17 protein-coding genes, 1 pseudogene and 1 other annotated feature are annotated in these 18887 nt (G+C 36.1%); of the genes and pseudogenes, 6 read left to right on the plus strand and 12 right to left on the minus strand.

Going from position 1 to position 18887, the window contains the following annotated elements:
• Positions 1-160 precede the first annotated feature (160 nt).
• The 5 genes and pseudogenes from J7E67_RS28730 to J7E67_RS28750 all read right to left on the minus strand — a co-directional run.
• Positions 161-385, minus strand: a pseudogene (locus J7E67_RS28730) (universal stress protein); the annotation flags it as partial.
• A gap of 48 nt (positions 386-433) precedes the next feature.
• Positions 434-1861, minus strand: a complete 1428-nt coding sequence (locus J7E67_RS28735) for a DHA2 family efflux MFS transporter permease subunit (protein WP_214711961.1) — start codon at positions 1859-1861, stop codon at positions 434-436.
• A 289-nt stretch (positions 1862-2150) separates the two neighbouring features.
• Positions 2151-2603 (minus strand): MarR family winged helix-turn-helix transcriptional regulator, encoded by a 453-nt coding sequence (locus J7E67_RS28740; RefSeq protein ID WP_214711929.1) that lies wholly within the window; start codon positions 2601-2603, stop codon positions 2151-2153.
• Positions 2604-2864: 261 nt separating this feature from the next.
• Positions 2865-4034: a Ger(x)C family spore germination protein gene (locus J7E67_RS28745; protein WP_214711928.1), complete on the minus strand. Its 1170-nt coding sequence runs from the start codon at positions 4032-4034 to the stop codon at positions 2865-2867.
• A gap of 28 nt (positions 4035-4062) precedes the next feature.
• Positions 4063-5664, minus strand: coding sequence for a spore germination protein (locus J7E67_RS28750; protein ID WP_214711927.1), 1602 nt, complete (start codon positions 5662-5664; stop codon positions 4063-4065).
• A 138-nt stretch (positions 5665-5802) separates the two neighbouring features.
• Here J7E67_RS28750 and J7E67_RS28755 point away from each other — a divergent pair, with 138 nt between their 5' ends.
• The gene (locus tag J7E67_RS28755; RefSeq protein WP_214711926.1) at positions 5803-6906 is read left to right on the plus strand and encodes a GerAB/ArcD/ProY family transporter; all 1104 of its coding nucleotides are present in this window, start codon (positions 5803-5805) and stop codon (positions 6904-6906) included.
• Between the two features lie 475 nt (positions 6907-7381).
• Here J7E67_RS28755 and J7E67_RS28760 read toward each other — a convergent pair whose 3' ends face one another.
• The gene (locus J7E67_RS28760) at positions 7382-8374 is read right to left on the minus strand and encodes a peptidoglycan recognition protein family protein (RefSeq protein ID WP_214733324.1); all 993 of its coding nucleotides are present in this window, start codon (positions 8372-8374) and stop codon (positions 7382-7384) included.
• A gap of 333 nt (positions 8375-8707) precedes the next feature.
• On the opposite strand from J7E67_RS28760, the gene J7E67_RS32480 reads away from it, so the two are divergent.
• Together J7E67_RS32480 and J7E67_RS28765 are read left to right on the plus strand one after the other, a co-directional pair.
• Complete coding sequence (locus J7E67_RS32480; RefSeq protein ID WP_374197145.1) at positions 8708-8803, plus strand: hypothetical protein; 96 nt, start codon at positions 8708-8710, stop codon at positions 8801-8803.
• 37 nt (positions 8804-8840) lie between these two features.
• Positions 8841-9692, plus strand: a complete 852-nt coding sequence (locus J7E67_RS28765; protein ID WP_251027071.1) for a two-component system sensor histidine kinase NtrB — start codon at positions 8841-8843, stop codon at positions 9690-9692.
• 86 nt (positions 9693-9778) lie between these two features.
• On the opposite strand, the gene J7E67_RS31690 is transcribed toward J7E67_RS28765, so the two are convergent.
• The 3 genes from J7E67_RS31690 to J7E67_RS28775 all read right to left on the minus strand — a co-directional run bounded on the left by J7E67_RS31690 (position 9779) and on the right by J7E67_RS28775 (position 11228).
• The gene (locus J7E67_RS31690) at positions 9779-10198 is read right to left on the minus strand and encodes a GNAT family N-acetyltransferase (protein ID WP_308160345.1); all 420 of its coding nucleotides are present in this window, start codon (positions 10196-10198) and stop codon (positions 9779-9781) included.
• A 7-nt stretch (positions 10199-10205) separates the two neighbouring features.
• On the minus strand, positions 10206-10595 hold the full coding sequence (locus tag J7E67_RS31695; protein WP_251027073.1) for a GNAT family N-acetyltransferase: 390 nt from the start codon (positions 10593-10595) through the stop codon (positions 10206-10208).
• 168 nt (positions 10596-10763) lie between these two features.
• Positions 10764-11228: a Gmad2 immunoglobulin-like domain-containing protein gene (locus tag J7E67_RS28775; RefSeq protein WP_214711924.1), complete on the minus strand. Its 465-nt coding sequence runs from the start codon at positions 11226-11228 to the stop codon at positions 10764-10766.
• A gap of 724 nt (positions 11229-11952) precedes the next feature.
• Here J7E67_RS28775 and J7E67_RS28780 point away from each other — a divergent pair.
• Positions 11953-12432, plus strand: coding sequence for a DUF3920 family protein (locus tag J7E67_RS28780; RefSeq protein WP_214733325.1), 480 nt, complete (start codon positions 11953-11955; stop codon positions 12430-12432).
• A 121-nt stretch (positions 12433-12553) separates the two neighbouring features.
• Here the strand turns inward: J7E67_RS28780 and J7E67_RS28785 are convergent, their stop codons facing one another.
• Positions 12554-13615 carry a mechanosensitive ion channel family protein gene (locus tag J7E67_RS28785; protein ID WP_251027074.1) on the minus strand — a complete coding sequence of 354 codons (1062 nt, stop codon included), beginning with the start codon at positions 13613-13615 and terminating at the stop codon, positions 12554-12556.
• A 583-nt stretch (positions 13616-14198) separates the two neighbouring features.
• Between J7E67_RS28785 and J7E67_RS28790 the strand changes: the two genes are divergently transcribed.
• Complete coding sequence (locus tag J7E67_RS28790) at positions 14199-14984, plus strand: hypothetical protein (RefSeq protein ID WP_214711922.1); 786 nt, start codon at positions 14199-14201, stop codon at positions 14982-14984.
• Between the two features lie 33 nt (positions 14985-15017).
• Positions 15018-16223, plus strand: a complete 1206-nt coding sequence (locus tag J7E67_RS28795; protein WP_251027075.1) for a TolB family protein — start codon at positions 15018-15020, stop codon at positions 16221-16223.
• A 912-nt stretch (positions 16224-17135) separates the two neighbouring features.
• Here the strand turns inward: J7E67_RS28795 and J7E67_RS28800 are convergent.
• Complete coding sequence (locus tag J7E67_RS28800) at positions 17136-17474, minus strand: YolD-like family protein (RefSeq protein ID WP_214711921.1); 339 nt, start codon at positions 17472-17474, stop codon at positions 17136-17138.
• Between the two features lie 480 nt (positions 17475-17954).
• Complete coding sequence (locus J7E67_RS28805; RefSeq protein ID WP_214733326.1) at positions 17955-18527, minus strand: pyridoxamine 5'-phosphate oxidase family protein; 573 nt, start codon at positions 18525-18527, stop codon at positions 17955-17957.
• Positions 18528-18576: 49 nt separating this feature from the next.
• Positions 18577-18795 (minus strand) — a binding site (T-box leader).
• Positions 18796-18887: the final 92 nt, after the last annotated feature.

Here is an 18887-nt window from a genome sequence, read left to right on the forward strand (position 1 = left end):
TGTTCAGACAGGAAAATAGGAATACTCTTTACCATCTCCTACCTGTTCTATTCTTCAATTTTTGCTAAAAATAAATTAACCATTCGTAAATGCTCGCTTTTACGAATGGTTAACTGACATTTGCAGCTATTAAATATTTTTATCAAAAGTATTCTAAGCCCTCAGCTTGAGCCTTATAGCTATTTAACAGTTCCTCTGATGACATCTGTGCACGCTCAACAACTGAACGGTCATATGCTTCGAATGAACGAGAATTGATTACGTTTACTATGGTTAGAAATGAATTTTTGTTGCGCTTTGCAACATTGATTGATTTTTGAAATGCGTATTCCGCTTCTTTTGAACCGTCTACAGCTACTAAAATACTTTTATAATGATTTAGCATCCGTCCTAATTCCCTTCTAAAATTATTAGAAACTGTTTTTTCTTTAGATTAATTTGGCTTTTTGATAAATAATGACAATACAACATTAATCATCGCTAACACTAAACTAATGGTAAACACTAGGGAAGTTCCCGCTGCTGCTGCATGTGGCAATTCATTGGCAGTGGCTGCTAAATAACTAGTTTCTTTGGATGAAAAAATCGATACCATTACCGCAATCCCAATAGCGCCAGCTACCTGTTGAATCGTTTGAGTGATAGCGATTCCATCTGGATAATATTGTTTCGGAAGAGAATTTAATGTGTTTGTTTGTACAGAAGCAAGGACCGCCCCTATACCCAACATCATGAAAATATGAGTTACCACAACCATCCATAAAGCCGTTTCTGTGCCAAATTGTGCATAGAGTGCATAACCAATCGCTACTAAAATGGTTCCAGGTATAATAACCGCTTTTGGACCATATTTGTCGAATAGACTACCAATGCTTGGAGCTAATACACAGTTTAGTAAGCTGCCTGGCAGCAAGATAAGACCTGTTGTAAAAGCTGCAATTAATAAAGCCATTTGCATATACATTGGTAAAATGACAAGCATGGACAACATATTAAAGAACGTAATAAAACTCATAAAGACACCAAGTACAAACAGTGGGTACTTAAATGCTCTTAGATTCAGCATCGGATTCTCCATTTTCGTTTGACGAATGGAAAAAAGAATAAGTGCTGCTAATCCGACAATGATGGACACAAGAACGGTTGCACTAGTCCAACCGGCATCACCAGATACACTGAATCCGTAAACGACCCCACCGAAACCAATCGTCGAGAGAATAACAGATACTGTATCTATTGAAACCTTACGAATCTCATTCACATTCGGTAAATAAAGGAGTCCAAAAATAAGAGAGAACAGTAAGAAAGGTAAGGTAACCCAGAAAATCCAGTGCCAGGATAATGTATCTAAAATAAGCCCTGCAATGGTTGGGCCTAAGGCTGGACCAGCTAACATAACTAAGCCCATAATTCCCATCGCAGCGCCTCGTTTATTTGGTGGGAAGATGGTAAAAATAACATTTTGCGTTAAAGGTAAAGCAATCGCTAATCCTGCTGCTTGGATAACACGTGCCACCAATAAAAGACTAAATACAGGTGCTACTGCTGCTAGAATGGTCCCGATAAGGGATAGTGATATAGCAGTCAAAAACATTTGTCTTGTTGTGAATTTTTGCATCAAAATACCCGTTACTGGTACTAAAATACCTAATGTTAAGAAATATCCCGTTGCTAACCATCCGATCGTCGTTGCACTCACGTTAAATATTTGAGCTAAATCTCCTAAGGCAATATTTAATGCCGTTTCACTAAAAAGCCCGACAAATCCAGCCACAAAAAGAGCCGCCATAATCGGAGCTGTTTTGTATTGTTTTTTCACCCCCGTGTCAGTCTTGATTTTTTGTTTCTGAACTGTATTCATTTGTTGATTCACTAATAAAAACTCCTTTAATTAAAATTTCGTTTACCCCTTCGTCTTCCCTTCTTACTAAAAAAAAATTGTCGTAATTTCAATTTCAGCAAAGATCATTTCCGTAGTACACCCCCGAACACTAACGGTTCGTTAACTATATCAAAAATTTTTTCTCTATGTCAACTCAGTTGACAATATTTTTTATTAAGTTATTATCAACTGAGTTGACTATTTTAGAAAAAGAAAAAACCCCCACTTCGTCAAATAGATTGACAAAGCAAGGGTTTTTTGCTATTTTTTATATCTTCCAATCTAACTTTAATATACCTTTAAGAATACTTACTTGTTCAGTCCCTATTTTTTCTGCAATTTTATTCTCAAGTTTGGCTTTAAGGGCCTCGTTTTTTTCGTAGCATTCTTCTCCTAAAGCTGTTAACTGGATACACTTTTCCTTCTTGTTGTTTTCTACATTGTTGATTTCAACTAATCCTCTTTCAGAAAGCTTTTGGATAAACTTATGTATCGCCTGACGTGAAATTTCTACATTTTTTGTAACATACGAAATGCTAGGCTGTTTTTTATAAATCCTAGCCATGATATACCATTCAGAATTTGAAATATAAATCTCACTTTGATCGTTCCAAGCTTTCTCCGAGATACTTCGGACCAAACTATGACGCTCACTTAATAAGTCGATAAGATCTAAATTTTGTAATTCAGCGTTTGAAATCAAATGATTCACTCCAATCATAATCCTCGCCACTTACTATACAAAATACGGTAATGATTGTCAATTTGGTTTACTTCAATTCAGCTGTAGCAATGCGAAACATAGATGTGCCGTCTTATTGGGGATCGATGCCCCTAAATAAGCGGAAATCATACAAAATAATAAGAAAAGAAGCGGTGCCCTTTTAAGGAAACCGCTTTTTTAAAATAATTGACCTTACTTTTCAAACATTGTTTATTGGGTTACGAAATTAATTATAGCAGTGTTCTAAATTTATTTCATTCAATCTTTCATTTCTGGGGACTTTATGAGAAGCCCTGTTCTAACGATGGAAACGTGAGGGTTTACGCTGACCTCGAGTTTAGGAAATTCCTTGGTCCACTTTTTTTTATATTGTTCTTTCCATGATCTTGGATGGGAACGATACACAGCATTTCCAAACCCAAATATATCAGAATGGTACTGTATTTGCGCCTTATAGAGTGCTAATCGACACCTTTCCTCGACATCTTTTTCCATTAATGTTTGAACATATTGCAAAACCTTAGGGTTGCCTAAATCTAATTTGGAACTATTTTCAAACAATTCAACTTCCGAAAGAATATTTACGTTCATTTTCACCTTGCTTTGCATAAGGATTGGTTTAACCTTTGCCCTTCCTTTTATTAGCTGAACACTGATTTTCCCCCCTCCTTTTTCCCTCGGTATCGTTATCGTGATATTTCCTTTCTCCATCTCATTACGGAGCCACAGCACTCCCCGTGTATCCTTATCATTGATCCATCCTGCCAATTTATCTTTACGAAAGACAGCTGTTCCAATAATGGCGGGAGTCAGCTTAGACTTCCCACCATTTTCTTCTGGTTTTATTGCGACTTGAGCAGCGACAGGGGAGATGCCTTCAGTCGTAAGCGCATTGAAAAAGTCCTTTATCATGACCCTTACTCCAACCCCTTCTTTCTCCTCTTCCCGAATGGTTTCTGCAGTGTATCGCTCAATGGTGGGAGTTAGTTTCAAAAGTGGTGCGGCTTCACCCTTTGAAAATAAAATAAAACTGCGCATACGTGACTCTCTTACTCTCGAAATGAAGTCCAAAATTGGATAAACCCCATCCCTTGCTGCCTTTTCCCCAATTATCAGAATCCTGTTATGAGAAAAGAATATGCGACGCGGTAATTTTTCTTGAAGTCTCCGGTAGGCGTCCATCACGCTTTGCCCCGCCTCTGAAATAAGAATAGTCGTTTCCTTTTCACTACCAGTACCACCGGCTCCTACAGGACCAAGCTGCTTTGGGATTGCAACTTGGATCGATACACGGATTTTACCGTCACTCATCTTATCAATGGCTGTAGCCGTTACTATCGCAATATCATTGATCTCTACCCGACTCCAGCAGCCAGTCAGCAAGAATATTATCATACCGTTTATGACTAAAATTCCTAGTTTTCTCATAATATTTCCTCTCCGAACCACGAATCCGCTAGTTTCTCCGTTGAGGCGGCCGTGGACGCATTGAATGATTCATTCGTTTACGATTCCTTTTCCCCGTCTGATCGGAACGATCTATCATTTTCCACCAAGGTGCACGTACATAAGTATCTTTAAGACTGGAGAAATTCAGTGGCGCCACTGGAGACAAATAAGGAACACCGAATGAGCGAAGCCGGGCCATATGAGTTAAAAGAATCAAACTTGCCACCAAGATGCCGTACAACCCAAGTGTCCCAGCACAAATCATCATGGGAAAACGGAGCAAACGAATGGCGACTCCCTGACTAAAGACTGGGAAAATAAACGAAGATATACCTGTTATAGAAACGATAATAACCATTGAAGCGGAAACAATTCCCGCCTGTACTGCTGCCTGTCCAATCACGAGTGCTCCAACAATACTAACCGCCTGTCCAACAGGCCGTGGCAATCGTACACCAGCTTCCCGCAATGCCTCGAATGAGATTTCCATTATTAAAGCTTCCACTAAGGCTGGAAAAGGAACAGTTTCCCTGCTTGAAGTCACACTCAGTAATAAGGTAGTGGGAAGCATTTCTTGATGAAAGGACGTGATCGCAATATAAAGAGAAGGTAAAAGCAAGGCGCCCGCCAACATGAAGAAGCGAAGCCATCGGATTACCGTCGCAACCATAAAATGTTGATAGTAATCCTCACTCGATTGGAGCATTTCATAAAAACTAACCGGGACGAGCAGAGCAAAGGGAGTATTATCAATGAGAATCCCAATTTTCCCTTCCAATAAATAAGCAGCTACTTTATCCGGACGTTCTGTATTGTTTACTTGGGGGAAAACGGATAAGGGATTGTCCTGAATAAGTTCTTCGATATATCCGCTATCTAAAATGGCATCGATATCGATTTGACTGATTCTTTCCTTGACCTCGGCTATGAGTGATGTCTCCACAATATCCTCTAGATAGGTTATGACTATTTTCGTATTTGATAACCGCCCTACAGTCATGGATTCCATTTTGAGTTGAGGCGTTTTTAGCCTTCTCCGAACAAGACTGGTGTTGGTTCTGAGGTTTTCTGTGAATCCTTCCCTTGGACCCCGAATCACCGCTTCCGTCGCTGGCTCTTCGACGGATCTCGTTTCCCAAGCTTGAGCACTGATAAAAAGGGCTTGATTTACTCCATCCAATAATAGAACGGTGTCCCCATTCAAAATATGATCCACGACTTCGTTTATCGTCGTCCCGATACTCACCTGTGAAACATAGATGACTGAATCCTGAAGAATAGTGTCCATTTTTTTCAATGGTATTGTTGCAGAAAGAGATGTCCCTTTCCTAATATCCAATAATGGTTTCAACACGTCAGAATCAATCATCTGTATATCCACCATGCCATCTAAATAAATAAGACCTCCTTTTTGTATCCCAGCTAGCTGAAATTCACGGAAAACAATATCGGAAGATCGTTCAAAAATCATTTTCAACTGTTTTAAATCATCCTGAAAATGACCTTTTAGTTGATAGCTGTTGGAATTATCCTCCTGGTTATATGACCATTGCTTTTGACTTTGATTCGATTTTGAAATCTTCTTCCCTTGCCATCTCATTGTTCCCATTTCCTCTGACCACCTCCAATTTCCAAACTTTTTCATATTTTAACCAGAAATAAAAATAATTTGAGGATATAGTCAAAAATTTTGTTTATGTTAATACTGAATGAGCTAACAAAAAATGGGTTAGAAGGTGAAAAAACCATGGAGAGAATCTCAATCATCCAATTATTTATGCTTACTTTAATATTTCAGATTGGTTCGTCGGTGATATTTGGATTTGCTTCTGTAGCCGGGAGTGATGCTTGGCTAGCTACCTTAATATGTACTGGAATCGGGACATGCCTCATCATTATGTTTCTCATTTTAGTGCGACTTCAGCCGGGATTGACTCTTGTTGAATGGTTTCCTGCCCAGTTTGGCCAATGGCTCGGCACTCCAATTGCTTGGTTTTATATGCTTCATTTTTTATATAACTCAAGTCGGACGCTGGGTGATATAAAGGAACTCATCCCAACCACCATTTTGCCAGGTACGCCTAGTTGGATTATACTCAGCGTATTTATGATTGCTATCACTTATGCGTTATATAGTGGGATTGAGGTTATAGCTCGGCTTGCAGAATTAATTTTACCAGTCATCTTAGTTTTGTTTTTCCTTGAGATCATCTTAATATTTGCCTCGGATATAACCGATATCAAGAATTTGCAGCCGGTTTTAGGAGGAGGATGGGGGCGTATTTGGAAATCCGTATGGCCGAGCGGCATCCAACAATCATTTGGAGAAACCCTTGAATTCGCCATGATCTGGACATTAGTGATAAATCCGAAACGCATTATGAAAACAACTCTTTTAGCAACGGTTTCTTACGGAATTCTTCTTTCAATTTTTGATGCACTGGCTGTTCTTACCTTTGGTGAAGGCACCTTTTCAACCAGTGTCTATCCTTTATACAGGTTAGTCAAAGTTATTTCTGTTGCGGACTTTCTTGAAAACCTTGATGCGTTGGGAATATTATATTTTATGGGAACCGCCTTTTTTAAAGTGACGATACAAATGTATGGAGTTATTCGAGGAATACAGCAATTGTTGTACCTTCGTGACAGCAGGGTACTCGTTCTTCCTACAGCAGCCATTGTCCTTTATTTAGGAATGAACATATCAAGAAGCACCTCGGAACATTGGTCTTCTAATAAAGCCATTGGGAATTTAGGATTATTACCTTTTATTATATTCCCAATTCTTCTTTTAATTGTGGCATGCATTCGTAAGCAAATATCCATTACACAAATGAAAAAAAGTGGATGATCGATGAATAGGAGTTGAATCAAAAATGGAAAAATTTCTCTGGCCATGGCAGTCAAGGGTAATCATTGATTATCCTTGGGTATTATATGCGTTCCTCTTTTTCCTTTCTATTATTTTATCGGTCATAACGTGGTTAAGAAAAAAAAGAAAAGATTTTAGCGATAAGTAAAAAGTCTTTTGTCGCATATAAAGAAAACTCGCCACTGACGAGCATGTAGGGCGAAGACAGTGGCGTAGTTGCACTTATGAGTTCAGAATTTATGATTATAAATTCTGATTAGCTGAAAAAACAAAGAAAGGGGAGAATCCCCCCTCTCCATCGTATCTTCCATATTACCTTCTGCTTTCAAGCTGTAGTATTCGGCATCGGCATTTACAATTAAGAATCAAGGATCTCGATTCCTAGAATCTTACCTGCTTCCACCAGCCTCCGAATATGAGTCATGAAAGCTTTGTTTAATGCCTAGAACTGTGTTTAATGCCTAGACCCTAAAATTTCTTGCATCTTACGTGACACGAGGGGATAAAAATTGTTTTTGGCACTATTTGTGGAATTCCCCCCGAAAAATCCAGTCCCTGGGCACGTTTTTACATTATAATCTGGCCCTCTATCTAGCACTCTTTCCTTCGTACTCAAATTCCACCAATGATGATAAGTGATACTATCAATGGAAGGAGTTAACCCGAATTTTATAGATAACATGGCGGTAATATAAACAATAGTTTCCTTCTGTTCCGTAGTCATGACATCATGACCTTTATCAAAGTTGCCAACATTTTCGATGGTAATCCCTGTTTTATTAGCCTTGGGCCCAATAGTGCCTTCGGGGGCTATGTTAAAAGGCCTTGAAACAGCTACTTTTCCATCCGGAAAGGTGGTAATATTTTGAGCGATATTACTCCAGCCCATTCTTCTCTTATGGAAATTTTCCATCCCCATCAACATTCTAAAATGATTGGATCCATTAAAATGCTTATATGACGGTAACCATGTGTGATGCTGTTGAATGATAGTTACCTTCCTATTAATTCTAGCGTTAAATAACCAGTCCCTAAATTCCTCCCTCGTCATCAGGATATGCTGACCTTGCATGGTCATTTTTTTAGGAGGAATCTTTAATACTTGCCCGATATAAAGGTGTTCAGATGAAAGTTGATTGTTTGCTTTTATACTGTCGACTGTAGAATGAAAGGCTGATGAAATTCCCCTCAGGGTATCTCCGGCAACCACTTCATACATGGTTGGAACCCACAACTTCTGACCCACTAATAATGAATTGGATTGCAATCCATTGGTTACCTTGAGATCATTAACAGAAGTGTTATATCTATTTGCTATTCCAGGTAAAGTATCCCTTGATTTTACCAAATAAATATTACTAGGTTTATTACCAGCAGCCTGAGCAGGAAATGGATGAACAAGCATGAATACAATCAAACCAATGACAATGACAAAATTATGTTTCATTTTACATATCCTTTCAAAGTAAATCCGTTTTATTTTGCAAACTTAAAAGGAACGTGAAATAAAATAGCATAAAAAAAAGCATACTCGCATGGTATTCTCTCTAACTTTTAACTTTTATTTTGTACTACCTTCAAATAATTATGTCGATTTTGTGAACATTTTGTTTTTTAGCGGTTTCTACACGATTGAATACATAAATTGGTATTTAAGTTTAGCAACTTTATTGATAAACTAATTGCTGACAAAAAGAGATATAAAGTGGGGATTTAATTGAATCTAACAATAGATAATTTAGACTTTCACCAATTAGTAGAGAATTCCCTTAACTCGATATTGATTGTTTGTGAAGATCGAACGATCCTCTACTGTAACCTGGCTGGTTTACGCTTATTAAATCTTACATCTCCAGATCAAATATTAAATAAATAAAAAAATAAGCCAATTCCTTCCTCCCGATCTTCATGATATGTTCTATGAAGGATTAACCAGGGTTATCGAAAAACAAGAAATCATTAAAGAAATGGATATAAAAATTATTAAAAATCATGGGGAAGTTGCAGAGGTTGAAATAATGACCATACCGTTTTATTTTGAAAATAATGTATTGGCTCAGGTTATTATTCAAGACATTACCAAGAGGAAAATTGCAGAGAAACGGTTGAAGGATCGAGAAAAATTAGCTTCACTTGGTCAATTAGCAGCTGGGATTGTTCATGAAGTTAAAAACCCCTTAACGGCAGTAAAGGGATTTTTACAATTAATTAAAGAATCTAATAATCATCCTTATTTAGATACGATGGAAAGCGAATTAGAAAAAGCATTTCAAACACTACAAAATTTATTGCAGGTATCCAAACCCGACTTACAAGATGAACCTCTTATATTGATTGACGTATGTAAAGAGTTAAATTCTATCTTGCTTTTATTCCAAGAAAAACTATATTCCGTTGAGGTTGAAATGGACTTAAAGGATTCTGATAAGAGATTTTATGGAAAGAAAAATTTACTCTTAAAATCTTTTTTCAATCTGATCAAGAATGCAATTAAAGCAATAATTGACGATGGTAAAATTAAAATTGAACATTATTATCATGGCGGATGGATCCATATTAAGGTGAGTGATACAGGTCAAGGTATTCCTGAAGAAAAGTTGGTCCTATTAGGAACACCTTTTTATTTTAGTAAACCAGATGGAACAGGACTTGGATTGACTCAAGTGTTTACAACGGTACATGAGCATGGAGGAAATATTTCGGTACAAAGTGTGGTTGGAAAAGGCACAACCTTCCATATTCAACTTCCAGTTAAAAGGACCTAAGATTTTTTATGATTTTGGCTCTATTTAATACCTTATTAAAAAAATAGCTTGGCAATCGCCAAGCTACTCCCTCACAGTACTTGAAATTAATCAAGATATTTATAGTAATCCTGGGAATGGTAACTTCTAAATCCACATGATTCATAGAGCCTAAGGGCATGGGAATTTTTGGCCTCAACCTCTAGAAAAATAGGCAGCCCTTTTTGATGTTCCATTTTTACCACTCTTGATAAAGCGTTTCTCCCAATCCCTTTTCCCTGAAGCTCTGGAAAAACAGCAAAACCATAAATCCATGCTTCTCCATTGGATTCGGAAACACGCATTTTTCCAGAAGTTTTTCCTTCTACTTCAATAAGTAAACGTGAATCCCTGCTGTTCTCCCGAATCAACTGATTAAACTCCCTTGCTGCATTTTCATTCAATCCAAATCCCAAGACTTCGAGTCGAATTTCTGCTTCCCAATCCTCATTTGTAAAGGACTTCCTTAAGGTTATATTGGGATCCACAGACAATTCAGTTTCCTGCTTGATATTCTGCAAACGAAAATACACACGGAATATTCTTTAAAAACTGCTTGGCAGATAGTGAGTCTGTTGGAGCATTTAACAGAACAGTGATAAAACGTTTTTTCGCTTCTCCAAGTCCCATTTCCAGCAACTTAGAAAATAACCCTTTCCTTCGATAATCCGGGTGCACCATCCCGCAAAGCTCCACTTTCTCTCCAAAACCATAGCATCCAAGAAAACCGACAAGCCTGCCATCTTCATAATGGAAGAAGTCTTCCTTTTTATTCCCGATTCGATTTTCAAGCATATCAAAATTCAGCTTGAGCTGAAATCCTCCCTCTTTTTCACAAACCTCTTGAAGTGCTTTTATTTCAATCAATTCTTCCTTTATTAGCATTCAATTCACCTCTGTTCATATTCACCTATTCCTATTCTTGACCATGCCGTGTCTTTCCTTCTTTTCAAAAAAACAAAATACATTTTAGGTAATTTGCATGCCAAATAGTTCAATTGAAAAAAGTGTTCAGTTATGATGAGGTTTTCTAAAATACTTACATTTAGGTAATTAAGGCTTTGAAATTGGGATTTCTAACGTATTTATTTTTGATCCATCTTTTGCTGAGTAAACAAATAATTCAAATTTAGCATTATTAGAAGATACTAACCCTTTTTCGAAAGTAATTTCAAATTCCCCCCAGGCAGGTGCACCCGCTGTTTGGTAATTACTTTCTTTGACCACTTTCTCTCCATCGTAAAGAGCATATTGAAACACCCCTTCAAATACTTGAGCTTTTCCGGTTATTGTGAGTGTATCTAAAGTTTCCGTGACGACAACATCTTTAAACACTTCATTTTGATACACTTTTTGCTCTGGTTCAGGTGTAACAGGCTCTTCAGGTTTGGATGGATTTTCTCCCTTTGGTTCAGTTACAGGTGGTTTTTCTTTCACCACATCTTGTTGTTGGTTGCAAGCGGCTAAACTGATTGCAGCTATTATCATCGCGAACAAATAAGCAATTTTTTTCATCATTTTATCCCACCTATTTTTCTTTTAACTTATTATATTTTATTTCTTTTCCTATAATCCATGTTTTGAAAAATCGAAACCAAAAGTTTTAGAATTCGTCTATATCATCGATGTGGGAAAATAAGGAAATCAATAAGTCTGTATTTTAGTAATGTTTGTCCTAACAGGCTGCCAGACATTAGGCCAACCTACTGTAATGAATTGGGTTGATTTTATTAAGTGGGATGAATATCAAATTAAAATCGTAATTTTTATAACCTGACTGGAGAATATAGGTGTAACGTTTTGGATAAGCTCCATGCTAATTCTTACTGGTGTTTTATTCGTTATCATTGAGAAAAAATAGTATTTAAAAAAACTAGATATCAGAGGTATAAAGTATTTTTAAAAATAGTATAAATATATTATTACAGGAATAAATCTATCCAACCTAGTTCGACATATTTACTGTTTCTTCGGAACATTGGAATCGCGTCATCATTAGAATTTGTCAATTCAACCACATTAAAAATACTAATATGTAAAAAGAGGAAGAAAATTTAGGAGGATTTTTTTTCATTAAGCATTGCGTTTAAATTTTATAAATTTTGTAAATGATGAGACTAAAGTTTACGAAAAATCTTAAAACCACAATAGATTGAAGCCTATTGTGGTTTTAAGTCTACTCTCAGGAAAAATGTTTTTAATATAAGAATAATTGATAAAAATGTATTGGAGGTTTTTATGCATGTCTTTAAGTCAAGTTCTACAAAAACGCATTATTTTTCACCAATATAAAAATTGGTATGTGCTGGATGATGAATTTTATTGGGACATCAATACATTATACAATACTATTTTTAAATACTTAGACTCAAATTTTAATATTCCAGTTATTTTTTGTTCTATTCGTCAAGCGAATAAAATCATTTGTGACTTAGGGGATGAAGAAGATGAATATTTACGATTCGCTTCAGGTATTTATTGGAGAGAATTAAAGATTATCTTTATTTTTCGCTTCAGTGAATATATCCCATTAATTGAGACTCTTTTTCATGAATTTCGTCATGTTATGCAAGACTTCAATCCTGATTTTAGACATCATTTTGAATGGGATAAAAAATTACCTTATCTAGAACGAACGACTGAAATTGATGCCTTCCAATTTGCTAAAGAAAAAACAAATGAATATCTAGCATCTGAATCATATAAAAAAGTTGACTTATAATCAGTTCAAAAAAAGGAATCATTCCACTCAGGGGAGATTAATCCTTTTCTGGTTATATTTTTTTGTTTCGAGTTGGCAAAACTCAAAAACTTTGTTTTACTTTGGAACAACTAAACTAATTTCAATCAAAAGAACCCATTGTTTGTAATAATTCATTTGATTGTGGAGTGACGTAAATGGTTCGACTTGGAAAAGCAACTTCCACTCCCTCTTCCTCTAATATCCCCATGATTTCTAAATTGATTTCATGTTTAATTTTAACGTGTTCTGCCCAAACAGTAGAATTCGTGAAAAAATATATAAGAATATCGAGACTACTCTCATTATAATGATCGAATGCGACCATAATCGTATCCGGATGGATCTCTTCATGAGTTCTCAACAACTGTTCAATCCGTTTAACGACTCTTTGAATTTGGTCTTTAGTGGTTTGATAGTTAAGTCCTAGGTGGAAAGAGATTCGTCTTTTCCCCATACGACTCCAATTGGTAATGGCTTCGTTTGCAAGTGTCGCATTGGGAACTGTAACTAGAGCTTGACTAAAAGTGCGAATTTTAGTACTTCTGAAATTAATATCTTCTACTATACCTTCGACGCTAGGTGTTAAAATCCAATCTCCAATGGAAAAAGGTTTTTCTGTTACAATCACGATTCCACCAATTAGATTTCCAACCGCTTCTTTTGCAGCTAAAGCAAATGCCAGACCCCCTAACCCAAGGCCCGCCACCAATCCATTTACATCATAATCAAATTCCTGGCCAATAATGCTTATACTGATTGCAATAATGATGACACGGATCGTTCTTGATATAAACGGTAAAAGAATTAAATCAATCTTATTATTGATCTTTTGATTAACACTTATTAAGATCCCCGTAGTAGGAGATGACAAATTAAACAATCCCCATGTAATTAAAACAATCACCATGGAACGTAAAAATTTTAAAAATAACGCATTATGTTGTTCTATAAATGGGAAATAATCCATTGCTAAATACAAACCTACAATAATAAAGAACCATCCTAAAGGACGTTCAAACCCTAAACAAATTTTTGTGAAAAAATCAGTCGGTGTTTTTCTAGACAATTTTAAAATCAACTGAAACACATACTTTGTAAATAAGTTTCTAAAAAGAATAAATAAAACCAAAATACCTATAGAAATTCCTAAATTTTTTAACATGTCATAGTCTATCCCCGCCATTGAAAAAGCCATGACAAATGAACCAAAAGACATTCTAATATACCCTCTCTCTTTTTACGATAATTTTTTAGCACCACAATTGATAGAAAACTTGATGTTACGTGGAAAAACAAGACCACGAACACCGCTTTTGAAATTATTACATCCTCATATAATAACTTTTCAAACTAGATATTTGAATACAACAAAAGTCTTAGATTATAGAAATAATTCTGCTTCAGAAAATGGTGAGAGGTGAAAAAGGAAGGGTCTAATCATCTGTAAGAAATTATACAAACTACAAAACGGGGACATATGTTACTATTCTAAACGGGGTTCATACAACTTGTTAGGGCTGATTCAAGGGTCTTATTTTTTTGCCGGAATCATTTAGGTCCAAGATTCACAGTTGATAAGAGCGAGGACACTATCACCGTCTGCTTACTTTTCATATCAACATAATAAAAGCAGATTCATATTTTCCATGGTACCAATCGGGAAAATGTTATAAATCATCTTGTTAAGAACAGATAAAACATACTAAAAACAGAATTGGGGACACTAAAGTTAGGAGATGATAGATGTGAAAATAAAGATATTAATCTTATCTTTACTTGTTGTATTTTCTTTTGTTGCGCCGCAATTCATAAAAGCTGAATCAACTAATTATAGAGGAGAATTTTTTCGTCATTTTGCTAGGGCATTGCATGACAAAGACGAATCAAAGCTAAATTCTTTGATCGATCCTTCTGTTAAAATCCCTGAAATCAGAGAAAATACCCCAATCAACGGTCTTGAAACCCTACCTTCCCCGCGTAAAAACACGTATGTCATAATTGGGAGTTTTAGAGATGATTCTTTTGATGATTGTATAGGGGGATGTCAAAGAATTGCCTTCATATGGGAAGTATCTATGAAAAGTGACAGGATCTCTAAAATTAAAGTCATATCAGATGAAGCCAATCCGCTAATGAACGAACTCATCCTGACGAAAGAATACAAAGAAAAATTTAATAAACAAATATATGGACCTGGTTATTTTCCCTTTAAGATTACGGATGTGAGCGGGAAGATTTCTGGCGAGAAAATTACTTTATATTATAAGAATGTGAAAACGCCCTGTGTAGTGAAAATACAAGCAGAGCCAACCGCAGGCGAAATCATTTTGCCGAAAGGGAACATGTATAAACCAATAACGCTTCACAAAGGCTACAAAGGTTTTATCGGGGAATTACCCGAGGGATATGAATTAATCTTGTTAATCGATAATATCCAGTACAACGTAAAGTTGATCGGTGACAGTACCAATTATAAACCATCTAAAAGTGATTTAGTAAAGGTCGTAAATTCGATGTTTCCACCAAAATGACGACAGCGCTATTTCTTGGAGGGATCCTGCACGATGAAAAGGGTTCTACTGATAACATTTTTTATGTTGTTACTTTATCCAATACCTTCGTTTGCGGAGAATGATAAAGATGTCAAAGCAGCTTTTATCAGGGACGGGAATCTTTGGACGTTTATCAACAACAAGGAAAAACAAATCACAACCACTGGGAGAGTCTTCGGTCAACCAAAATGGTCAAAAGACGGACAATGGCTGTTGTATCGAAACGAAGCGCTAGCAGAACATAAGGATAATGAATTTCAGCATGAGATTTGGGCTTACAAAATTCAAACAGGAGAAAAAAAGAAAATATTTTATGATGGAAATGACCCATCATGGTCACCAAAGAAAAATATAATTGCCTTTAATCAAGAAGGTATATTAAATATATCTGATTTCACACGGTTCTATAATATCGCAACCGGCGTTCATGGTTATACATGGCTGCCAGATGGGAACGGGTTTTTGCTTTCAGCAGCAGGCACTCTTCGACCGGACGGCTGGACAAGTGCCATTCTTTTCTTGAAAAAAGTCGGGGATAACTATAAAGATGTTGTCCTATTTGACGGGGTTGATCATTTTTTTACCCTTCCAAGAGAAATTGGAACAAATAAGAATAACAAAATCATTGCGGTATATGTATACGATCTTAACTATTCACCAAGTAGAAAGTGGATTTCATTTATCGTTTCACCCACAGCTTCCTGTTCAATGGATAGTAATATGCTATGTGTCATATCAAGTGACGGCAAGAATTTTAAGGTATTAGATGAACTTATTCTTCAGGTTGGACAACCAAAATGGGCTCCCTCAAACGATACCATTGCCTATATTGCCGGCGGCGGAAGAATTGTTTTTGGGTTTAAGAATAAGGATTTAAAAATAGAGGTATGCCTGCATCAACAAAATTCACACCAGAAAACTACATTGATCTTAATTTCGATTGGATTACTGACAACGCAATTGTTTCGTCAAGAAGCAAGGAAGCAGAATGGTCCAATGATTTTGGCAAACATCCGATACCTTCCCTTTATTTCATTGATACTAAGGCAAATAAACAACAAAAAATCACAGAACCGCCTAAAGGATATGGTGATTACGAGCCTTTATACGTTAAGTCGATTGATAAGATTGTTTGGATTAGAAAAACCACCATTACAAATAACATCAGAAACCTTTGGAGGGCAAATACTAATGGGACAGAAGCAAAACTATGGATAAAAAACGTGGATGCGATTAAGTTTTATGAAGGTGGTTTATGAATCCCGCCTTCAAAAATGTAATTGTTTATTTTATTCTTTATTAATATGTAAAATAAAACAGCGTCAATTTAGGCGCTTTTATACATAAATTTGCTTTTCCATACTTCCTAAGAATAGGATTGATTGTTGCGTAGACCAACCATTTAATAGTGCTCTTCAGATAAAGCACCCGTTACTTTAAGTTTAATTCTTCACAAATTTTATGTTAGGTGTAAAAAAGACTGTTCATTTTGAACAATCTATCCGTTACTCCCTTTAGTTTTTTAACAATTTAACTAACTTAACCATTAGGAATCCAAAAACAACAAGACCAGCTAATATTGATATAGGTACTAATGTATTTAATATCCTATACTTCCCTCCTATGGTTTTATAATTCCAATTATACAATAAAATACCAATTACTGTGAACACTTTTTAAACAAACCTGCCCCGTTAGCGTAACAAGAAAAAAGGTGCTCAGCTTGTCTTTTGGCTTCACTTGATTATAATGATGTGTCACATTTTTATTCGTATTTCGTACTAAGCTGATTCAATGTTTTAAAGTTTGCGGATTAATTCATTATTGTTCATCTTTTTCATTGGAATTCCACGCTACTGCTCCAAATAAAGCTCCAATGATTAATATAATCCATTTTATTGCTTTTTTCATCTTCTGCACCCCTTTGTTTCATCCTTTTTCTCAAATCTGATAATATCGAGGTAGTTTTTCTTGTTCAACAACTATTCTGTTCCGTTAGCATATTAACAAAAAGGCTGCCCTTTTATCGCAGCCAGTTCTGAGAAAGACATCCCCTTTTAATATCTGCTTTATTTTATACGAATTTTTCCAGAAAAAGGTTTCATTATAGTTTGATAATTTGAGCCACATTTAATCAACGACTGACACTCCTATAACATCCTCGAAATTAATCCGCCGAAACTCGCCTCCCAGTAGTTCAATCCGAAGTTGGTACGATATGGGATCTACGTTATGAATGCGACCGGTTATATCTGATGTAAAGCCGTTAGACCATATCGTTATCTTTATCGACAGGTTGTACTCCATCGCATAGCAGATACGTTGGTCAAACTCTTCCTTCTCGTATTCATCAATCATTGGCTTTATAATTCGCTCCTGGTCGGTCCATAGCTCTCGCTGTGCCTTAATTAACTCCGGCATTCCAAACGCAAACTGCCATTTCTTTTTACCGCGGTCTCGTATTGCCATATAACTCACCTCGTAATCATTATATGCGAACAAACGATCTGTAAATACACAAAAATAAATAGGACCAATTTAGGTCCTAAATTTAACTCATTCAAGTAAAGCACCCGTTAGTGTGAATCTCTTCACAAATTTACCTTCAAAATAAAAAAGAGCTACTCTTGTAGCCTTACGAGTTCCGTTTTGACATGCAAAATAAGAAATAAAGTTAAAATAACAATCGAATGAGCACCCTATTAACACCCTTTTTAGCATTGTGTTTAACATTACAATAGCAAGAAAAAGACCGACGCAGCGATCACATCATTAACTTGAGCCCACGTTAGTACAGCAAAATTTTTAACGGATTTTAATGGGTCTAGTTTCGTATTGCCTAAAATCCCCCACTGCAGTTTTTATTTTCAGGATAGTGGAACAAGAAAAAAAGGCTGCAAAAGCAACCCTTTATTACACTAAAGCACCCGTTAAATCAACAAGAACTATTTACACTTTATTAAAGTTAGCTATACTTTCTCCTATTGGTGTAACTATCCCATCCATACTTATAGAATTTTTCTTTTTACGATATTCTTCTAACTCTTGTTCGCTTTTATTGGTAGCCCACTGTTGAAGCGTATCTCGATCACCACTGTATGAATAATATGGTACACTAAATCCACATGACGTTTTTACTGTTTCAATCTTTGCATAAATAATTTGCCTTGCACCAGGAAGGATGTCAAAATGATTAGCCATTTCATCCCATTCAGAGGTACCTGGTAATACCACTTTACCTCTTCCATAAAGGCGTAATATCATCGGGGGACCTTCAAAAGCTAAGAACATAAACGTTATTCTACCGTTATCCTTTAAATGTGCACTTGTTTCATTTCCACTACCAGTTAAATCTAAATAAGCGACCTCAGTTGGTGAAAATATCGACAGTACATCATGACCTTTTGGGGAAATGTTAACCTGCCCGTCTGCTGATAAAGGTGCTGAACCAACAAAAAAAATTCGTTGTTTTCTTATAAATTCTTCGTGAATTGGAAGTATTGATGAATAAACTGTTCCCATAAAATATTCCTCCTTGTCTAAACGATTGTTCAAAAAAAGCCTACATCTCATAAGAGACGATAGGCTTTACCTTCGTGGTACCACTCTTGTTGATTTGCTGTTACAACAAATCCACTTTATAACTGATTACGGATGTCAACCGTTAAGACCTACATATCAGTCTTAACACTCGTGGGCGAGTTGGGGAATTTATTATTGACTGTCTTTCACCAATCGACAGTTCTCTAAACAATAAACATTCCTTAATACTCCCAGTCTCTGTGTCTTAACATTTTAAATTTTCCTAATTTTATACTATGTTATTAAATTAGTCAACCTATATTTTACCATTTCTTCTTAAACTCCCTCAGTTTGATATGA

This window comes from Bacillus sp. ISL-46, from assembly GCF_018613205.1.